Origin of the sequence: Kitasatospora sp. A2-31, assembly GCF_022288725.1 — a bacterium.
Classification (GTDB): Bacteria; Actinomycetota; Actinomycetes; order Streptomycetales; family Streptomycetaceae; genus Kitasatospora.
On record NZ_JAKNTA010000005.1, the window covers coordinates 679,521 to 697,837 of the forward strand.

Below are 18,317 nucleotides of genomic sequence, written 5' to 3' on the forward strand. Positions count from 1 at the left end.
ACATACGACGCGGTGCCCGCATCCCCGGCGGCACCGGCGCGCCACCCGCGCGCCGGCGGCAGCGCACCCATCGACGGGTGGACGGCGGCAGCGCACCCACCGAGGGACCGCACGGACCGGACGGACCGACGGACCAGCGGACACGACGGATCAACGGATCACCAGAGCACGACGGATCAGGAGACCCCCGCATGATCGGCCTCGTCCTGGCAGCCGGCGCCGGCCGCCGACTGCGCCCGTACACCGACACCCTGCCCAAGGCGCTGGTGCCGGTCGACGGGGAGCGGACCGTCCTGGACCTCACCCTCGGCAACTTCGCCGAGGTCGGCCTGCGCGAGGCGGCGATCGTCGTCGGCTACCGCAAGGAGGCGGTGTACGACCGCAAGGCGGCGCTGGAGCGGAAGTACGGCGTCAAGCTCACCCTGGTGGAGAACGACAAGGCCGAGGAGTGGAACAACGCCTACTCCCTCTGGTGCGCCCGGGAGCTCTTCACCGAGGGCCTGCTGCTCGCCAACGGCGACACCGTCCACCCGGCCTCCGTCCAGCGGACCATGCTGGAGGGCAACGCCCGGCTCACCGCGAGCGGTGACGCCCCCGGCATCCTGCTCGCCCTCGACACGGTGAAGAAGCTCGCCGACGAGGAGATGAAGGTCGTCGTCGACCCCGCCGCCGGCATGCGCCGCATCACCAAGCTGATGGACCCGGCCGAGGCCACCGGCGAGTACATCGGCGTCACCGTGATCAACCCGGCCGCCGCCGCCGACCTCACCGACGCGCTGCGCACCACCTACGAGCGCGACCCGCAGCTGTACTACGAGGACGGCTACCAGGAGATGGTCGACCGCGGCCTGCGGATCGACGTGCAGCCGATCGGTGAGGTGTCCTGGGTCGAGGTCGACAACCACGACGACCTGGCCAAGGCGCGGGAGATCGCGTGCCAGTACTGACCCGGCTGGTGCCGTCGCCGGTCTTCGTGGAGATCCGCTCGGGCGCGCTGGACGCGCTCGGCGGCATCCTCGCCGACCAGCGGCTCTCCGCCTCGGGCCGGATCGCGGTGGCGATCAGCAACGGCTCGGGCGCGGTGCTGCGCGCGCGGCTGGAGCCGGCCCTGCCCGGTGCCGACTGGTACAACGTGGACGACGGCAGCCTGGACAGCGCGGTCCGGCTGGCGGAGGCGATGCGCGGCGGGCACTACGACGCGATCGTCGGCCTCGGTGGCGGCAAGATCATCGACGCCGCCAAGTACGCCGCCGCCCGGGTCGGGCTGCCGCTGGTCGCGGTCGCCACCAACCTCGCCCACGACGGCATCTGCTCGCCCGTCTCCACCCTCGACAACGACGCCGGCCGGGGCTCCTACGGGGTGCCCAGCCCGATCGGGATCGTGGTGGACCTGGACGTGATCCGGCAGGCCCCGCCGCGCTTCGTGGCGGCCGGGATCGGCGACGTCATCTCCAACATCTCGGCCTGCGCCGACTGGGAGCTGTCGCAGGCCCGGACCGGTGAACCGGTGGACGGACTGGCCGTCGCGATGGCCCGCTCGGCCGGCGAGAACCTGCTGCGCCACCCAGGAGACCTCCAGGACCAGGACCTCCTTACTGCGCTCGCGGAAGCCCTGGTACTGTCCGGCATCGCGATGAACATCGCGGGCAGCACCCGGCCCTCCTCGGGCGCCTGCCACGAGATCTCGCATGCCCTGGACGTGCTGTATCCCAAGCGGTCCGCCCAGCACGGCGAGCAGGTCGGCCTCGGGGCCGCCTTCGCCAGCTTCCTGCGGGGCGAGCGCGAGCTGACCGGTCTGATCGTGGAGCGCCTGGCGCGCCACGGCCTGCCGGTGACCGCTGCTCAGATCGGCTTCACCGAGGCGGAGTTCACCGAAGCGGTGCACTACGCTCCGAACACCCGTCCGGGCCGCTTCACCATCCTCGAGCACCTCGACCTCTCCCCTTCAGCCATCAGGGACGCGTACGCCGACTATGTCCAAGCCGTCAACAGCTGACCCCGCCACGAAGGGCTCTCCCCCGGCCCCGGTGGACCTCACCCGCCGCCCCTCCGTCGAGGAGCTGCGCGCGGTGATCCACCCGGAGGGCATGCTCCAGCGCCGCAGCGCGGAGCACTGGGCCGGCCGCCTCTACATGCGGAAGATCTCGCTGCGGATCACCCGCGTGCTCTCCACCATGACGGCGATCACGCCCAACGGCCTGACCTACCTGATGATGTTCACCGGCATCCTGGCCGGTGCCGCACTCGTCGTCCCGGGCCTCGTCGGCGCCGTCCTCGGCGCCCTGCTCATCCAGGTCTACCTGCTCCTCGACTGCGTCGACGGCGAGGTCGCCCGCTGGCGGCGGCAGACCTCGCTCACCGGTGTCTACCTGGACCGGGTCGGCCACTACATGTCCGAGGCGGCCCTGCTCACCGGCCTCGGCCTGCGCGCCACCGACCTGCTGCACCGCGAGGGCGGCGGCTCGCACTGGGAGTGGGCGTTCCTCGGCACCCTGGCCGCGCTCGGCGCGATCCTGATCAAGTCCGAGACGGACCTGGTGGACGTGGCCCGCGCCCGCAGCGGCATGACCGCGGTCGAGGACAGCGCCTCGGTGCCGCGCTCTGCCGGCGTCGCCAAGGCCCGCCGGGCGGCCTCCGTCCTCAAGTTCCACCGGCTGGTGGGCGCGGTCGAGGCCTCGCTGTTCATCCTCGCCGCGGGCGTCGCGGACGCCGTGCACGGCGGGCTGTTCTTCACCCGGCTGGCGGTGGTCGTCCTGGCCGCGATCGCCATGCTGCAGACCGTGCTCCACCTGCTGAGCATCGTCCTGTCGAGCAGGCTGCGGTGAGCGCCGTGCAGACCGGGGCCGACACCTTCCGGCTCGGCGCGGTCATCATCACCATGGGCAACCGGCCGGAGGAGCTCAACGCCCTGATCGCCTCGGTCCGCGCCCAGGAGGGCCCGCGGATCGAGCTGGCCGTGGTCGCCAACGGCGCCCCGCTGCCGCCCCTGCCCGCCGACGTGCGCAGCGTCGAGCTGCCGGAGAACCTCGGCATCCCGGGCGGGCGCAACGTCGGCATCGAGCTGTTCGGCAAGGACGGCCGGGACGTCGACGCCGTGCTCTTCCTGGACGACGACGGCCTGCTGCCGGGCACCGACTCGGCCCGGCTGCTGCGCGAGGCCTTCACGGCCGACCCGCGGCTGGGCATCGTCAGCTTCCGCATCGCCGATCCCGAGACCGGCGTCACCCAGCGCCGGCACGTCCCCCGGCTGCGGGCGAGCGACCCGCTGCGCTCGTCCCGGGTGACCACCTTCCTGGGTGGTGCGAGCGCGGTGCGCTGCACGGTGTTCGAGCAGGCCGGACAGCTGCCCGCCGAGTTCTTCTACGCGCACGAGGAGACCGACCTCGCGTGGCGCGCGGCGGACGCCGGCTGGGCCATCGACTACCGGGCCGACGTGGTGCTCCACCACCCGGCGACCTCGCCCGCCCGGCACGCCGCGTACTTCCACAACGTGGCCCGGAACAGGGTCTGGCTCGCCCGGCGGAACCTTCCGGCCGTGTTGGTGCCTCTCTACTTGGGAACCTGGTTCCTGCTCACGCTGGCCCGCCGCCCCTCCGGGGAGGCACTGAAGGCCTGGTGGGGCGGGTTCCGGGCGGGCTGGCGCGAACCCTGCGGTGAGCGGCGGCCCATGCGATGGCGTACCGTTTGGCAACTGACCAGGCTGGGCCGACCGCCGGTCGTCTGATCCGTCGGACGACCGAAGCGACGGCCTGCCACTGCGTCGCGAGCCGCAGGGCAGGCCGATCGCACCGGCCGGTGGACCAGCACCGGCCGCAACCCCCGTGATCCGAGTGGATCCCCATCGGCGAAAGGCCGGCGGACCCCCGCCGACCGGCCCGCCCCGACCCGATCCCGCGCGAAGGACGAATGTGTCGACAGTGAGTGAACCCGTCAGCCTCTCAGCCCCGAGGGGGGCGGACGCAGGCCTGACCCCCAAGCAGCTTGCGGACAAGTACGGCCTGGCGGTCAGTGGCAGACGACCCGGCCTGGTCGCCTACACCAAGCAGCTCTGGGCCCGCCGGCACTTCATCTGGGCCTTCGCCACCGCCCGCCTGGTGGCCCAGTACACCGACGCCAAGCTCGGCCAGCTCTGGCAGGTCGTGACCCCGCTGCTGAACTGCGCGGTCTTCTACCTCGTCTTCGGTGTGATCCTGAAGAACAAGGACGGGTTCCCCGAGGGCACCTACACCGCCTGGCTCTGCATCGGCGTCTTCGTCTTCCAGTTCACCCAGAACGCCGTGCAGTCCGGCACCCGGGCGATCTCCGACAACCTCGGGCTGATCCGCGCCCTGCACTTCCCCCGGGCCTCGCTGCCGATCGCCTTCACCGTGATCCAGCTCCAGCAGCTGCTGATCTCGATGGTCGTCCTGGTCGGCGTCGTGCTGGCGAGCGGCATCGCGCCGGGCCGCACCTGGGTCCTGGTGGTGCCGGCGCTGCTCCTGCAGTCGATGTTCAACACCGGCATCGCCCTGGTGATGGCCCGGATCGGCTCCAAGACCAGCGACATCTCCCAGCTGATTCCGTTCGCGATGCGGGCCTGGATGTTCCTGTCCGGCGTGATGTTCAGCATCCAGGACAAGATCAACGGCTGGCCGCCGTTCTGGCAGAAGGTGATGCAGCTCAACCCGGCCTCGGTCTACATGGACCTGGTCCGGCACGCGCTGGCCCCCGTCATCTACAACAAGCACGTCGCCCAGCACCAGGAGTTCCCGGCGCACCAGTGGAAGTTCGGCATCGCCTGGGCGGTCGGGATGTTCGTCATCGGATACGTCTTCTTCTGGAAGGCCGAGGAGGAGTACGGCCGTGGCTGACACCGATCTGCGCAAGGGCCTGAGCGTCCCGGACGCCGACGTCGCGCGCGAGCCCACCGTGGTGGTCGACGACGTGCACATCGTCTACAAGGTGCACGGCGCCGGTTCCGGCAAGGGCAGCGCCACCTCCGCGATGAGCCGCATCATCAGCCGCAAGCGCGCCGCCGGCGTGCGCGAGGTGCACGCGGTCAAGGGGATCAGCTTCACCGCCTACAAGGGTGAGGCGATCGGCCTGATCGGCTCCAACGGCTCGGGCAAGTCGACCATGCTCGCGGCCATCGCGGGCCTGCTGCCGACCGAGCGCGGCGCCATCTACACCAACGGCCAGCCCTCGCTGCTGGGCGTCAACGCGGCGCTCATGAACGAGCTCACCGGTGAGCGCAACGTGGTGCTCGGCTGCCTGGCGATGGGGATGACCCCGGCCCAGGTGAGGGCGCGCTACCAGGAGATCGTCGACTTCTCCGGCATCAACGACAAGGGCGACTTCATCTCCCTGCCGATGCGCACCTACTCCTCCGGCATGGGCGCCCGTCTGCGGTTCTCCATCGCGGCGGCGAAGACCCACGACGTGCTGCTGATCGACGAGGCGCTGGCCACCGGCGACCAGTCGTTCCAGCAGCGCAGCAAGGCCCGGATCGACGAGCTGCGCAAGTCCGCCGGTACGGTCTTCCTGGTCAGCCACGACAACGCCTCGATCCGCGAGGTCTGCGAGCGGACCATCTGGATCGAGGCCGGCGAGCTGGTCATGGACGGCCCGACCGAGGAGGTCGTCGGCCGGTACGAGCGCGGCGAGCGCCCGTAGCGCCGCCCGGCCCGCATGCAGGGGCCGGTGACCGGGACACCCCCGGTCACCGGCCCCTGCGGCGTTCCCGGGCCCGACCGGGGCGCCAGGCGGGCGTTCGGGCGCCGCCGGTGGTCGCCCGGGTGGCCCGCCGCTGCCCGGGTGAGCGCCCCGTGCGCCGGGCGGGGCGCCCTTCTCCGGCGCGGCCGGTGGTGTCAGGCTGTAGGCGCGGGGGTGGTGTGTCGCACGGGACTCCCGGTATCGGACGCGTGTCCGACTCGGGCCGGGCGTGCGGAGCGGTGTAGAACGGGGGAGTGACTGCAGTGTCGGCTTCGGCCCAGCCCAGTAGTGAGCCAGCGGACCGTTCGACGGGGGTGACGCTGGACAAGGCGAACGCGGAGAACTTCCCGGTCGCCCCGTTCTTCCTGCCCGCCGCCTGGCGGGGCGACCTGATGGCCGTCTACGGCTTCGCCCGGCTGGTGGACGACGCCGGCGACGGCGACCTCGCCGATCCGGCCGGCGCCGCCCGGCTGCTCGGGGTCGCCGAACGGCCCCCCGCCACCCCTTCGGCCCAGAGCGGCCCGCCCACTCCGGCGGAGACCGCCTTCCGGCTCGCGCTGCTCGACGGGCTGGAGCAGGACCTCGACCGGGTCTTCGAGTCCGCCCTGCACCCCGCGGCCGCCGAGGCCCCCCGCCACCCGCTGCTGCGGGCTCTCGTCCCCGTGGTGGACCGGCACGGCCTGACCCCGGAGCCGTTCCGCCGGCTGATCGAGGCCAACCGGGTGGACCAGACCACCACCCGCTACGCCACCTACGACGACCTGATCGGCTACTGCACGCTCTCCGCCGACCCGGTCGGCCGCCTCGTCCTGGCCATCGCCGGCGTCTCCACCCCCGAGCGGATCGAGCTCTCGGACGCCGTCTGCAGCGCCCTCCAGGTGGTCGAACACCTCCAGGACGTCGCGGAGGACCTCTCCCACGGCCGGATCTACCTGCCGGCCGAGGACCTCGACCGGTTCGGCGTCACCGAGGCCGAGCTCGCCGCGCCGACCGCCGGCGGCGCGGTCCGCGAGCTGATCGCCTTCGAGGCCGACCGGGCCCGCACCCTGCTCGACCGCGGCGCGCCGTTGGTAGGTACGGTTCGGGGGAGGCTTCGACTGCTCCTGGCGGGATTCACCGCCGGGGGGTACGCGGCCCTGGCGGCCATCGAGGACGCCGGGTACGACGTGCTCGCCCAGCAGGCGAAGCCGGACAAGCGCCGCCTCGCAGCGAAGGCGGCGGCCATCTTCGCGAAGGGAAGGTGAACGCCCGAGTGGCGGCATCACCACTGGCGTCGGCGCAGGTCATGGCGGCGTACCGGTACTGCGAGGCAGTCACCGGACTGCAGGCCCGCAACTTCAGCTACGGCATCCGTCTGCTGCCGGAGCCGAAGCGGCTGGCCATGTCGGCCCTGTACGCCCTGGCCCGCCGGGTCGACGACATCGGCGACGGGGACCTCCCCGACGACCGCAAGGCCGAGGCGCTGCTGCGCACCCGCGAGCTGCTGGACGAGATCCGGGCCGGCGTGGTCGCCGAGGACGACACCGACCCGATCAAGGTCGCCCTGGCCGACGCCGCCCGGCGGTTCCCGATCCCGCTCGGCGGTTTCGACGAGCTGATCGACGGCGTCGAGATGGACCTCAAGGGCGCCGAGTACCAGACGTACGAGGAGCTCAAGGTCTACTGCCGCTGCGTCGCGGGCGCGATCGGCCGGCTCTCGCTCGGCGTCTACGGCTGCGACGACCCGGAGCGCGGCGCGGACTACGCCGACACCCTGGGCCTGGCGCTGCAGCTCACCAACATCCTGCGCGACCTGCGCGAGGACGCCCTGAACGGCCGCACGTACCTGCCCGCCGAGGACCTCGTGAGGTTCGGCTGCCAGCAGGGCTTCGCGCTGTCCCGGCCCCCGGCCGGAGCGGACTTCGCCGGTCTGGTGGCGTTCGAGGCCGCCCGGGCCCAGGCCGCCTTCGAGGAGGGCCTGCGGCTGCTGCCGATGCTCGACCGCCGCAGCCGCGCCTGCACCGCGGCGATGGCCGGCATCTACCACCGGCTGCTCGGCCGGATCGCCGCCGACCCGGAGTCGGTGCTGCGCGGCCGGGTCTCGCTGCCGGGCTGGGAGAAGGCGTACGTGGCGCTTTCCGGGCTCGCCGGGGGGCGTTCTTGATTCTTGCCGCAGTTCTGTCACGCTGTGTCAGCGGGGAATCACTGATGGGTGGAACCGTGTTGTCCACCGTGTTGGGCACGACCGTGCCGGGCGCGGCCGCCTCGGCCACGACCGTGTCGACCACGAGTGCCCCGGCCGCCGTCCGGCCGGGTGCCGGATGCGAGGGGGAGGGCCGATGACCGGGCGAGCCGATGCCGCGCGCCCGGCCGCCGTGGTCGTCGGCGGCGGCCTCGCGGGCATCACCGCCGCGCTGCGGCTGGCCGAGGCCGACCACCGGGTCACCCTGGTCGAGGGGCGCCCCCGGCTGGGCGGCCTGGCCTTCTCGTTCCAGCGCGGCGAGCTGACCGTCGACAACGGCCAGCACGTCTACCTGCGCTGCTGCACCGCCTACCGCGGACTGCTGGACCGCCTCGGCGCGAGCCGCCTGGTCCACCTCCAGGACCGGCTGGACGTGCCGGTGCTCGGCGTCTCCGGCCCCGAGGGCGCCCCCGAGCGCACCCTGGGCCGGCTGCGCCGGGCCGGCCTGCCCGTCCCGCTCCACCTGGCCGGCAGCCTGGCCCGCTACCCCCACCTGGGCCCGGCCGACCGCGCCCGGGTGGTCCGCGGCGCGCTCGCGCTGCAGGGCCTGGACCTCGCCGACCCGGCCCTGGACGCCGTCTCCTTCGGTGCCTGGCTGCGCGGCAACGGGCAGAACGACCGGACCGTCGCCGCCCTCTGGGACCTCGTCGGCGTCGCCACCCTGAACGCCCGGGCCGACCAGGTGTCGCTGGCGCTGGCCGCGATGGTGTTCAAGACCGGTCTGCTCTCCGATCCGGGCGCCTCCGACATCGGGATGGCGGCCGTCCCGCTCGGCCGGATCCACCACGATCGGGCGCTCGCCGAGCTCGAGCGCGCCGGCGTCACGGTGCTGCTGCGCGCCCGGGCCGCCGAGCTCAAGCCCGCCTCGCCGCAGCACGCCGTCCGGCTGGAGGGCGGCGAGCTGCTCGCCGCCGACACCGTGGTGCTGGCCGGTGCCCAGGACACCGCCGCCGCACTGCTGCCTCCGGACGCCGTTCCCGGGCAGGACCGGCTGGCCGGCTTCGGCACCGCGCCGATCCTCAACGTCCACGTGGTCTACGACCGCAAGGTGCTGCGCCGCCCGTTCTTCGCCGCGCTCGGCTCGCCGGTCCAGTGGGTCTTCGACCGCACCGAGCACTCCGGTCTGGCCGGCACCGCGCTCGGCCGGGAGCACCCCGGCGCCCAGTACCTGGCCCTCTCGCAGTCCGCCGTGCAGGACGAGATCGACCTGCCGGTGGCCGAGCTGCGCCGCCGCTACCTGCCGGAGCTGGCCCGCCTGCTCCCGGCCGCGGGCGGCGCCGAGGTGCTGGACTTCTTCGTCACCCGTGAGCGCACCGCCACCTTCGACCCGGCCCCGGGCACCGCCGCGGTGCGCCCGTCCGCCCGGACGCGGGTCCCGGGCCTGCTGCTGGCCGGCGCGTGGACGGCCACCGGCTGGCCCGCCACCATGGAAGGCGCCGTCCGCAGCGGCCACGCCGCGGCCGACGCCGCGCTGGCCGCCGCCGGCACCCGGCTCCCGGTGGACCGGGGCGACGGGAGGTGGCCCAGGTGACCCGGGGCCCCGCCGCCGGTCCCGGCGACCCCGCGAGAGCCGGCCGGTCCGTCGCCGCCGGCCGTACCGGCCTCATCGACATCGCAAGCGCCCGGCCGTCCCGTGCGGCCCGGCACCACCAGGGAGAGGGAAAGCACGTGGAGTCACGCACCGGCACTGCCGTCGGAGGCACGGCGCACGCCGAACCGGTCTCGGTGCCGGAGCTGCTCGCCCGTAGCCGAACGCTCTGCACCCCGCCGCTGAAGGCCGCCGTCGCCCGTCTGGCGGCACCGATGGACACCGTCGCCGCGTACCACTTCGGCTGGATCGACCGGGACGGCACGCCGTCCGCGGGGGACGGCGGCAAGGCCGTCCGCCCGGCCCTGGCGCTGCTCTCCGCCCAGGCCGTGGGCGCTCCGTCCGAGGCCGGCGTGCCCGGTGGGGTGGCTGTTGAACTGGTGCACAACTTCTCCCTGCTCCATGATGATCTGATGGACGGTGACGAGACCAGACGGCACCGGGCCACCGCCTGGACGGTCTTCGGTCCGGCCCAGGCGATCCTGGTCGGCGACGCCCTGGCGACGCTCGGTACCGAGGTGCTGCTCGACGCGGCCACCTCCGGTGACGCGAGCGCCACCGACGCCGCGCGCGCCGTCCGTCTGCTCACCACCGCGACCCGCAAGCTCATCGACGGCCAGGCCATGGACGTCGCCTTCGAGCAGCGGGACAGCGTCACCGTCAACGAGTGCCTGGAGATGGAGGGAGGCAAGACCGCCGCCCTGCTCGCCGCAGCCTCGGCGATCGGCGCCGTCCTGGCCGGCGCCGACGACCGCGTCTCGGGCGCGCTGGAGCGCTACGGGCACCACCTGGGCCTGGCGTTCCAGGCGGTGGACGACCTGCTCGGCATCTGGGGCGCCACCGAGGTCACCGGCAAGCCGCACTGGGGCGACCTGCGCCAGCGCAAGAAGTCCCTGCCGGTCGCCGCCGCCCTCGCGGAGGGCGGTGCCGCCTCCCGCAAGCTCGCCGAGCAGTTGGCCGACCCGACCGGGCGGGGTGAGGAGGGCGAGCCCGAGCTCGCCGCCCGCGCCGCCCTGATCGAGGAGGCCGGCGGCCGCGCCTGGACGCAGGAAGAGGCCCGCCGCCAGCACACGACTGCCCTCGCCGCCCTGGACGAGGTGCCCATGCCCGACGCAGTGCGCGAGCACTTCGTCGCACTCGCCGAATTCGTGGTGGTACGAGAGAGGTGACGTTACGTTGACAGCAACCGCGGACGGCCGGCTCGACCCTGAGTACGATTCCGAGCCGGTCGCGGTGGGCGACCGCCCGCCGGCGCTGCTGAGCGCCGGCCGGTGGCAGCCCGCGGGCCCCGAGCCGGTACGGGCGGCCGAGGCGCCCGACCAGCCGCCCGGGCCCGCCTCCGCCGAGGAGGCCCTGGCCCGGGCCACCACTCACCTGCTCTCGCTGCAGAGCTCCGAGGGCTGGTGGAAGGGAGACCTGGAAACCAACGTCACCATGGACGCGGAGGACTTACTGCTCCGGCAGTTCCTCGGTATCCGGACGGAGGACCAGACCAAGGCCACCGCGGAGTGGATCCGCTCGCAACAGCGGGAGGACGGCACCTGGTCCACCTTCCACGGCGGGCCGCCCGAGCTCTCCACCACCGTCGAGGCCTACGTCGCCCTCAGACTCGCCGGCGACGACCCGAACGACGCGCACATGGCCGCCGCCGCCCGCTACGTGAGATCCGCCGGCGGCATCGCGGCCGCCCGGGTCTTCACCCGGATCTGGCTCGCGCTCTTCGGCTGGTGGCCGTGGGAACGGCTGCCCGAGATGCCGCCCGAGATCATGTTCCTGCCCAAATGGCTCCCGCTGAACATCTACGCCTTCGGCTGCTGGGCCCGCCAGACCATCGTCCCGCTGACCATCGTCTCGGCCCACCGCCCGGTCCGCCCCGCGCCGTTCCCCCTCACCGAGCTGCACACCGACCCGGACCACCCCTTCCCCGAGCGCCCGCTCGCCCCCGCCACCAGCTGGGACGGCGTCTTCGAACGCCTGGACAAGGTCCTGCACGCCTACCACCGCCGGGCCCTGCGCCCGCTGCGCCGGCTCGCCGTCTCGCAGGCCTGCCGCTGGATCGTCGAACGCCAGGAGGCGGACGGCTGCTGGGGCGGCATCCAACCGCCCGCCGTCTACTCGCTGATCGCCCTGCACCTGGAGGGCTACGAGCTCGACCACCCCGTGATGCAGGCCGGACTCTCCTCCTTCGACCGCTTCACGGTGCACACCGAGGACGGCCGCCGCTGGCTGGAGGCCTGCCAGTCCCCGGTCTGGGACACCTGCCTGGCCACCATCGCGCTGGTGGACGCCGGGCTGCCGGCCGACCACCCCGCCCTGGTGTCCGCCGTCGACTGGATGCTCGGCGAGGAGATCACCAGGCGCGGCGACTGGTCGGTGCGGCGGCCCTCGCTCGCCCCCGGCGGCTGGGCCTTCGAGTTCGAGAACGACACCTACCCCGACATCGACGACACCGCCGAGGTGGTCCTCGCGCTGCGCCGGGTCCGCCACCCCGACCCCGCCAAGGTCGGCGGAGCGGTCGACCGCGGCGTCGGCTGGAACCTCGGAATGCAGTCCAAGAACGGCGCCTGGGGCGCGTTCGACGTCGACAACACCAGCACCCTGCCGAACAAGCTGCCGTTCTGCGACTTCGGCGAGGTGGTCGACCCGCCGTCCGCCGACGTCACCGCGCACGTGGTGGAGATGCTCGCCGAGGTCGGCAAGGCCGAGGACCCCCGCACCCGCCGCGGCGTCGAGTGGCTGCTGCGCAATCAGGAGGCGGACGGCTCCTGGTTCGGCCGCTGGGGCACCAACTACATCTACGGCACCGGCTCGGTGCTGCCCGCCCTCGTCGCCGCCGGCGTCCCGGACGAGCACCCCGCGATCCGCCGCGCCGTCCGCTGGCTGGAGGACCGCCAGAACACCGACGGCGGCTGGGGCGAGGACATGCGCTCCTACGACGACCCGGTCCGCTGGGCCGGGCGCGGCGACTCCACCGCCTCGCAGACCGCCTGGGCCCTGATGGCCCTGCTCGCGGCCGGCGAGGGCCCCGACGGCCGGGCCAACCCGGCGGTCGAGCGCGGCGTGGACTGGCTGGTCCGCACCCAGCTGCCCGAGGGCACCTGGGACGAACCACAGTTCACCGGCACCGGCTTCCCCTGGGACTTCTCCATCAACTACCACCTGTACCGGCTGGTCTTCCCGGTCACCGCACTGGGCCGGTACCTGCACGGAAACCCCGCCACCGGCCGCCCGGCCACCGGCACCCCGGCGATCGGGGCGGCCCGGTGAACCCTGCCCCACTGCTGGTGCTCTGCGCGCTCGGCCCCGAGGTCTGGGCCCTGCGCGGAGGGGACTGGCGCGGCGCGGCCGGCGGTCCGCCCGTGCTCGTGCGCACCGGCGTCGGGCGGCGGCGCGCCTCGCACACCGTACGGCGGCTGCTCACCTCGGCCCCCGGAGGCTACGGCGCCGTCGTGGTGGCCGGCTTCGGTGCCGCCGTCGGGCCCGGCGTGGCCCCCGCCGACGTCATCGTCGCGGACGGGGTGCGCGACGCCGAGGGCAACCACTTCGCCGTCGACTCCGGGCCGGACCTCACCCGGGCCCTGAGGGCACGCGGCCTCACCGCCCACACCGGCACCCACCACACCGCCGACCACGTGGTGCGCGGCCTCGAGCGGCGCGCCCTGCACCTGCAGGGGGCGCTCGCCGTCGACATGGAGGCCGCCGCCGTCCTCGCCGCCCTGCACGAGCTCCGCCCCGTGCTGCCCGCGGCCGTCCTGCGGGTGGTGGTCGACACCCCCGAGCACGAACTGCTGCGCCCGGGCACCCTGCCGGCCGGCGTCCGGGCCTGGCGCACGCTGCGGGCCGCCGTGCCCGCGCTGGTCGACTGGCACGAACGGAACCGGCCGGCCCGGCGTCCGGCACCCGGCGCCCTCACCCACCCCACACCCTCGATCCCCCAGGAGGCGAGCTAGCCATGGCCATGCCGCTGCGCCAGACCGTGCGGGTCAGTACCTACCTCATGCAGCAGAAGCTCAGGCGGCGGGAGAAGTTTCCGCTGATCGTCGAACTGGAACCGCTCTTCGCCTGCAACCTGGCCTGCGAGGGGTGCGGCAAGATCCAGCACCCGGCGGGTGTGCTGAAGCAGCGGATGCCGGTCGCGCAGGCCGTCGGCGCCGTGCTGGAGTCGGGTGCGCCGATGGTCTCGATCGCCGGCGGAGAGCCGCTGATGCACCCGCAGATCGACGAGATCGTGCGACAGCTGGTCGCCCGCCGCAAGTACGTCTTCCTCTGCACCAACGCGCTGCTGATGCGCAAGAAGCTCGACAGGTTCAAGCCCTCGCCCTACTTCACCTTCACGGTGCACATCGACGGGCTGCGCGAGCGGCACGACGCCTCGGTGGCCAAGGAGGGCACCTTCGACGAGGCGGTGGAGGCGATCAAGGAGGCCAAGCGACGCGGCTTCCGGGTCACCACCAACAGCACGTTCTTCAACACCGACACCCCGCAGACCATCATCGACGTCCTGGACTACCTCAACGACGAGCTCCAGGTCGACGAAATGATGATCTCCCCGGCGTTCGCCTACGAGAAGGCCCCCGACCAGGAGCACTTCCTCGGCGTCGAGCAGACCCGTGAGCTCTTCCGCAAGACCTTCGCCGGCGGCAACCGGCGCCGCTGGCGGCTCAACCACAGCCCGCTCTTCCTGGACTTCCTGGAGGGCAAGGTCGACTTCGAGTGCACCGCCTGGGGCATCCCCAACTACTCGCTGTTCGGCTGGCAGCGCCCCTGCTACCTGATGGCGGACGGCTACGTCGCCACCTACCGCGAGCTGATCGAGGAGACCGACTGGTCGAAGTACGGCCGCGGCCGGGACGCCCGCTGCGCGAACTGCATGGCGCACTGCGGCTACGAGCCGACCGCCGTCCTCGCCACCATGGGCTCGCTGAAGGAATCACTGCGGGCGATCACCGACACCGTCGGCGCCAACCGCCGCCGCTGACCGCACCCTCCGCCCGGCACGGGAACGGCCTCCCGGGCCGGGCGGCCCCTGCACCAGGGGTACGCCGCACCAGGGGTACCACCGGAACCACCGCACCACCCCGAGTCGCGAGGTGAACACATGTCACTGCTCTCCAGCGTCAAGTCCCCGGCCGACCTGCGGAGGATCCCGGCCGCCGAGCTGCCGCTCCTCGCCGACGAGATCCGCGACTTCCTGATCGACGCCGTCACCCGGACCGGCGGCCACCTCGGCCCCAACCTCGGCGTGGTGGAGCTGACCATCGCCCTGCACCGGGTCTTCGACTCGCCCTACGACCGGATCGTCTGGGACACCGGCCACCAGAGCTACGTCCACAAACTGCTCACCGGGCGGCAGGACTTCTCGAAACTGCGCAGCAGGGGCGGGCTCTCCGGTTATCCCTCGCGCTCCGAGTCCGAACACGACCTGGTCGAGAACTCGCACGCCTCCACCGCGCTGTCCTACGCGGACGGCCTGGCCAAGGCGGCCCGCCTGCTCGGCCAGCACGACCGGCAGACCGTCGCGGTCATCGGCGACGGCGCCCTCACCGGAGGGCTCGCCTGGGAGGCGCTCAACAACATCGCGGAGGCCCGAGACCGGCCGCTGGTCATCGTCGTCAACGACAACGAGCGCTCCTACGCCAAGACCATCGGCGGCCTGGCCCACCACCTCGCCACGCTGCGCACCACTCAGGGCTACGAACGCTTCCTCGCGCTCGGCAAGGGGGCGCTGCAGCGCACCCCGCTGGTCGGCCAGCCGATCTTCGACGCGCTGCACGGCGCCAAGAAGGGGTTCAAGGACGCCTTCGCGCCGCAGGGCATGTTCGAGGACCTCGGGCTCAAGTACCTCGGGCCGATCGACGGGCACGACCTGTCCGCGATCGAGCAGGCACTGCGCCAGGCACGCGGCTTCGGCGGTCCGGTGATCGTGCACTGCCTGACCGTCAAGGGCCGCGGCTACCGCCCGGCCGAACAGGACGAGGCGGACCGGTTCCACGCGGTCGGCCCGATCGACCCGTACACCTGCCTGCCCGTCTCGCCCAGCGGCGGGGTCTCCTGGACGTCCGTGTTCGGCGACGAGATGTACGCCCTGGGCGCGGAGCGGCCGGACCTGGTGGCGATCACCGCCGCGATGCTCCAACCGGTCGGGCTCGCCAGGTTCGCCAAGGCGTTCCCGGAGCGGACCTTCGACGTCGGCATCGCCGAGCAGCACGCCGTGACCAGCGCGGCCGGGCTGGCCACCGGCGGGCTGCACCCGGTGGTGGCGGTCTACGCGACCTTCCTCAACCGGGCCTTCGACCAGGTGCTGATGGACGTCGCCCTGCACCGGCTGGGCGTCACCTTCGTGCTGGACCGCTCCGGCGTGACCGGCCCGGACGGCGCCTCCCACAACGGTATGTGGGACATGTCGATCCTCCAGGTCGTCCCCGGTCTGCGGCTCGCCGCGCCGCGCGACGCCGACCAGCTGCGGGCCCAGCTGCGCGAGGCGGTGGACGTCGCGGACGCCCCGACCGTGGTCCGCTTCCCGAAGGCCGACATCGGGCCGGCCGTCCCGGCGGTGGAGCGGATCGGCGGCGTGGACGTGCTGCTGCGCACCGGCGAGCTGCCGGAGATCCTGCTGGTCACGGCCGGCACCACGGCCGGCGCCGGGCTGGACGCGGCCCGGCTGCTGCTGGCCGAGGGGTTCACCGCGACCGTCGTCGACCCGCGCTGGGTGAAACCGGTCGACCCGGCCCTCGCCGTGCTGGCCGCCGCGCACCGGCTGGTGGTCACCGTCGAGGACAACGGCCGCACCGGCGGCGTCGGGGCCGCGGTCGCGCAGGCACTGCAGGACGCCGACGTGGACGTCCCGGTACGGGTGCTCGGCCTGCCGCAGGAGTTCCTCGGGCACGCAGCCCGCGGCGAGATCCTGGAGGAGACCGGCCTGACCGGTACCGGGGTGGCCGCCCAGACCGCCGCCTTCGCCAAGAACCTGCTACCGACCCGAGGAGCGAAACAGCGCCATGCCGGCTGACCCCGACCGAACCGGTCCCCGCTTCGACCTCGCCGCCCTGATCGCCGAACGCGGCGCGGAGCGGTACGAGTTGCACAGCCGCTACCTGAATCCGCAGCTGCCGCGGATGCTGCGCACGATCGGATTCGACAAGTTCTACGAGCGCGCCGAGGGTCCGTACTTCTACGACGCCGAGGGCAACGAGTACCTGGACATGCTGGCCGGGTTCGGCATCTTCGCGCTGGGCCGCCACCACCCGGTGGTGCGCTCGGCGATCCAGCAGGTGATGGACCTCGACCTGCCGGACCTGGTCCGCTTCGACTGCTCGCCGCTGCCCGGCCTCCTCGCCGAACGCCTGCTCTCGTACGCGCCGGGCCTGGACCGCGTCTTCTTCGGCAACAGCGGTACCGAGGCGGTCGAGACGGCCCTCAAGTTCGCGCGGTACGCGACCGGCCGCCGGCGGATCCTCTACGCGGACCACGCCTTCCACGGGCTGACCACCGGCTCGCTCTCGGTCAACGGGGAGAGCGGGTTCCGCAAGGGTTTCGACCCGCTGCTGCCGGACACCGCCGTCCCGTTGGGCGATCTCGCGGCCCTGGCCAAGGAGTTGAAGAAGGGCGACGTCGCGGCGCTGATCGTGGAGCCGATCCAGGGCAAGGGCGTGCAGGCGCCGCCGCCGGGCTGGCTGCGCGAGGCGCAGGAGCTGGTGCACGCCCACAAGGCGCTGCTGATCTGCGACGAGGTGCAGACCGGCGTCGGCCGGACCGGCGACTTCTTCGCCTACCAGCACGAGGAGGGCGTGCTGCCGGACCTGGTCTGCGCGGCGAAGGCGCTCTCCGGCGGTTACGTGCCGGTCGGGGCGACGCTCGGCAAGAGCTGGATCTTCGAGAAGGTGTACTCGTCGATGGACCGGGTGCTGGTGCACTCGGCCAGCTTCGGCTCCAACGCCCAGGCGATGGCGGCGGGCCTGGCCACCCTGGAGGTGATGCGGGACGAGAAGGTGGTCGAGAACGCAGGCCGGATCGGCGACCTGTTCCGCGAGCGGTTGACGGCGCTGGTCGAGCGGTACGAGCTGCTGGCGGAGGTCCGCGGCCGGGGTCTGATGATCGGCATCGAGTTCGGCCGGCCGAAGTCGCTGAAGCTGCGGACCGGCTGGACGGCACTGCAGGCCGCCCGGAAGGGGCTCTTCGCGCAGATGGTGGTCGTCCCGCTGTTGCAGCGGCACCGGATCCTCACCCAGGTGTCCGGGGACCACCTGGAAGTGATCAAGCTGATTCCACCGCTGATCATCACCGAACGGGACGTCGACCGCTTCGTGAACGCCTTCGTCGACGTGATGGACGACGCCCACCGGGGGAGCGGGCTGATGTGGGACTTCGGCCGGACCCTCGTGAAGCAGGCGGTCGGCAACCGCTAGGGCGCCGGGAGCGTTCGGGGCGCCGTCCTGCGGACACCGTGGAGGGGGAGGCCGGGCGGGCCCGGCCTCCCCCTCCGGGGGAGACACCGCGTCAGAGCTCGGTCCGGCGGCGCCGGACGACGATGACGAGATCGACGACGGCGAACAGGGTGAGGATCCCGCAGGCCACCGCGAACCCGATGAGCGTGCCCCGGCTGGGGGCGCCGTACTCGGCGGTGTTGGCGGCCCAGACCGCGAAGAGCACGGTGGCGATGGCGAACAGCGGGGTGAACGTCAGCGAGAGCAGGTAGCGCAGCTTGAGGTCGCTGCGGGCGGTGGCGGGCTCGGTGCCGCTCCGCCACCGGCGGGGAGTCGTGGTGCGCACGCCCGTCACCTCCTTCGGCGGTCTACGATTCCAGCGTACGTCCGGGGC

Annotated in this window: 16 protein-coding genes; 15 read left to right on the forward strand and 1 reads right to left on the reverse strand. The window is 72.9% G+C overall.

The genetic code is table 11. The annotated features are described in order from the left end of the window. Nucleotides 1-191 precede the first annotated feature (191 nt). The 15 genes from MCM47_RS17790 (at nt 192) to MCM47_RS17860 (ending at nt 17,905) form a co-directional block, all read left to right on the forward strand. Nucleotides 192-947: a sugar phosphate nucleotidyltransferase gene (locus MCM47_RS17790; protein WP_238862599.1), complete on the forward strand. Its 756-nt coding sequence runs from the start codon at nt 192-194 to the stop codon at nt 945-947. Further along, the gene (locus MCM47_RS17795) at nt 935-1,996 is read left to right on the forward strand and encodes an iron-containing alcohol dehydrogenase family protein (protein ID WP_238862600.1); all 1,062 of its coding nucleotides are present in this window, start codon (nt 935-937) and stop codon (nt 1,994-1,996) included. The genes MCM47_RS17790 and MCM47_RS17795 overlap by 13 nt, the downstream gene beginning before the upstream one ends. Nucleotides 1,997-2,087: 91 nt before the next feature. Then, nucleotides 2,088-2,825: a CDP-alcohol phosphatidyltransferase family protein gene (locus MCM47_RS17800; protein ID WP_238862672.1), complete on the forward strand. Its 738-nt coding sequence runs from the start codon at nt 2,088-2,090 to the stop codon at nt 2,823-2,825. 53 nt (nt 2,826-2,878) lie between these two features. Then, on the forward strand, nt 2,879-3,724 hold the full coding sequence (locus MCM47_RS17805; RefSeq protein ID WP_238862673.1) for a glycosyltransferase family 2 protein: 846 nt from the start codon (nt 2,879-2,881) through the stop codon (nt 3,722-3,724). A gap of 184 nt (nt 3,725-3,908) precedes the next feature. Beyond that, nucleotides 3,909-4,850 carry an ABC transporter permease gene (locus MCM47_RS17810; RefSeq protein ID WP_238862601.1) on the forward strand — a complete coding sequence of 314 codons (942 nt, stop codon included), beginning with the start codon at nt 3,909-3,911 and terminating at the stop codon, nt 4,848-4,850. Further along, complete coding sequence (locus MCM47_RS17815; RefSeq protein WP_238862602.1) at nt 4,843-5,652, forward strand: ABC transporter ATP-binding protein; 810 nt, start codon at nt 4,843-4,845, stop codon at nt 5,650-5,652. The genes MCM47_RS17810 and MCM47_RS17815 overlap by 8 nt, the downstream gene beginning before the upstream one ends. A 353-nt stretch (nt 5,653-6,005) precedes the next feature. Next, a complete protein-coding gene (gene hpnC / locus MCM47_RS17820; protein ID WP_374209150.1) occupies nt 6,006-6,935 on the forward strand; it encodes a squalene synthase HpnC in 930 nt (309 codons plus the stop codon). A gap of 41 nt (nt 6,936-6,976) precedes the next feature. Continuing rightward, the gene (gene hpnD / locus MCM47_RS17825; protein ID WP_238862675.1) at nt 6,977-7,834 is read left to right on the forward strand and encodes a presqualene diphosphate synthase HpnD; all 858 of its coding nucleotides are present in this window, start codon (nt 6,977-6,979) and stop codon (nt 7,832-7,834) included. 175 nt (nt 7,835-8,009) lie between these two features. Further along, nucleotides 8,010-9,443: a hydroxysqualene dehydroxylase HpnE gene (hpnE, locus tag MCM47_RS17830; RefSeq protein ID WP_238862603.1), complete on the forward strand. Its 1,434-nt coding sequence runs from the start codon at nt 8,010-8,012 to the stop codon at nt 9,441-9,443. 137 nt (nt 9,444-9,580) lie between these two features. Further along, on the forward strand, nt 9,581-10,669 hold the full coding sequence (locus MCM47_RS17835; RefSeq protein ID WP_374209151.1) for a polyprenyl synthetase family protein: 1,089 nt from the start codon (nt 9,581-9,583) through the stop codon (nt 10,667-10,669). 7 nt (nt 10,670-10,676) lie between these two features. Next, a complete protein-coding gene (shc, locus tag MCM47_RS17840) occupies nt 10,677-12,767 on the forward strand; it encodes a squalene--hopene cyclase (RefSeq protein WP_238862604.1) in 2,091 nt (696 codons plus the stop codon). Next, nucleotides 12,764-13,450 carry a 1-hydroxy-2-methyl-2-butenyl 4-diphosphate reductase gene (locus MCM47_RS17845; RefSeq protein WP_238862605.1) on the forward strand — a complete coding sequence of 229 codons (687 nt, stop codon included), beginning with the start codon at nt 12,764-12,766 and terminating at the stop codon, nt 13,448-13,450. The genes shc and MCM47_RS17845 overlap by 4 nt, the downstream gene beginning before the upstream one ends. A gap of 2 nt (nt 13,451-13,452) precedes the next feature. Further along, nucleotides 13,453-14,478 carry an adenosyl-hopene transferase HpnH gene (hpnH, locus tag MCM47_RS17850; RefSeq protein ID WP_238862606.1) on the forward strand — a complete coding sequence of 342 codons (1,026 nt, stop codon included), beginning with the start codon at nt 13,453-13,455 and terminating at the stop codon, nt 14,476-14,478. A gap of 120 nt (nt 14,479-14,598) precedes the next feature. Next, nucleotides 14,599-16,509, forward strand: a complete 1,911-nt coding sequence (gene dxs, locus MCM47_RS17855; RefSeq protein ID WP_238862607.1) for a 1-deoxy-D-xylulose-5-phosphate synthase — start codon at nt 14,599-14,601, stop codon at nt 16,507-16,509. Then, nucleotides 16,499-17,905, forward strand: a complete 1,407-nt coding sequence (locus tag MCM47_RS17860) for an aspartate aminotransferase family protein (protein WP_238862608.1) — start codon at nt 16,499-16,501, stop codon at nt 17,903-17,905. Before dxs ends, MCM47_RS17860 begins: the two co-directional genes overlap by 11 nt. A 91-nt stretch (nt 17,906-17,996) precedes the next feature. On the opposite strand, the gene MCM47_RS17865 is transcribed toward MCM47_RS17860, so the two are convergent. Beyond that, nucleotides 17,997-18,269: a DUF6343 family protein gene (locus MCM47_RS17865; RefSeq protein WP_238862609.1), complete on the reverse strand. Its 273-nt coding sequence runs from the start codon at nt 18,267-18,269 to the stop codon at nt 17,997-17,999. Nucleotides 18,270-18,317 lie beyond the last annotated feature (48 nt).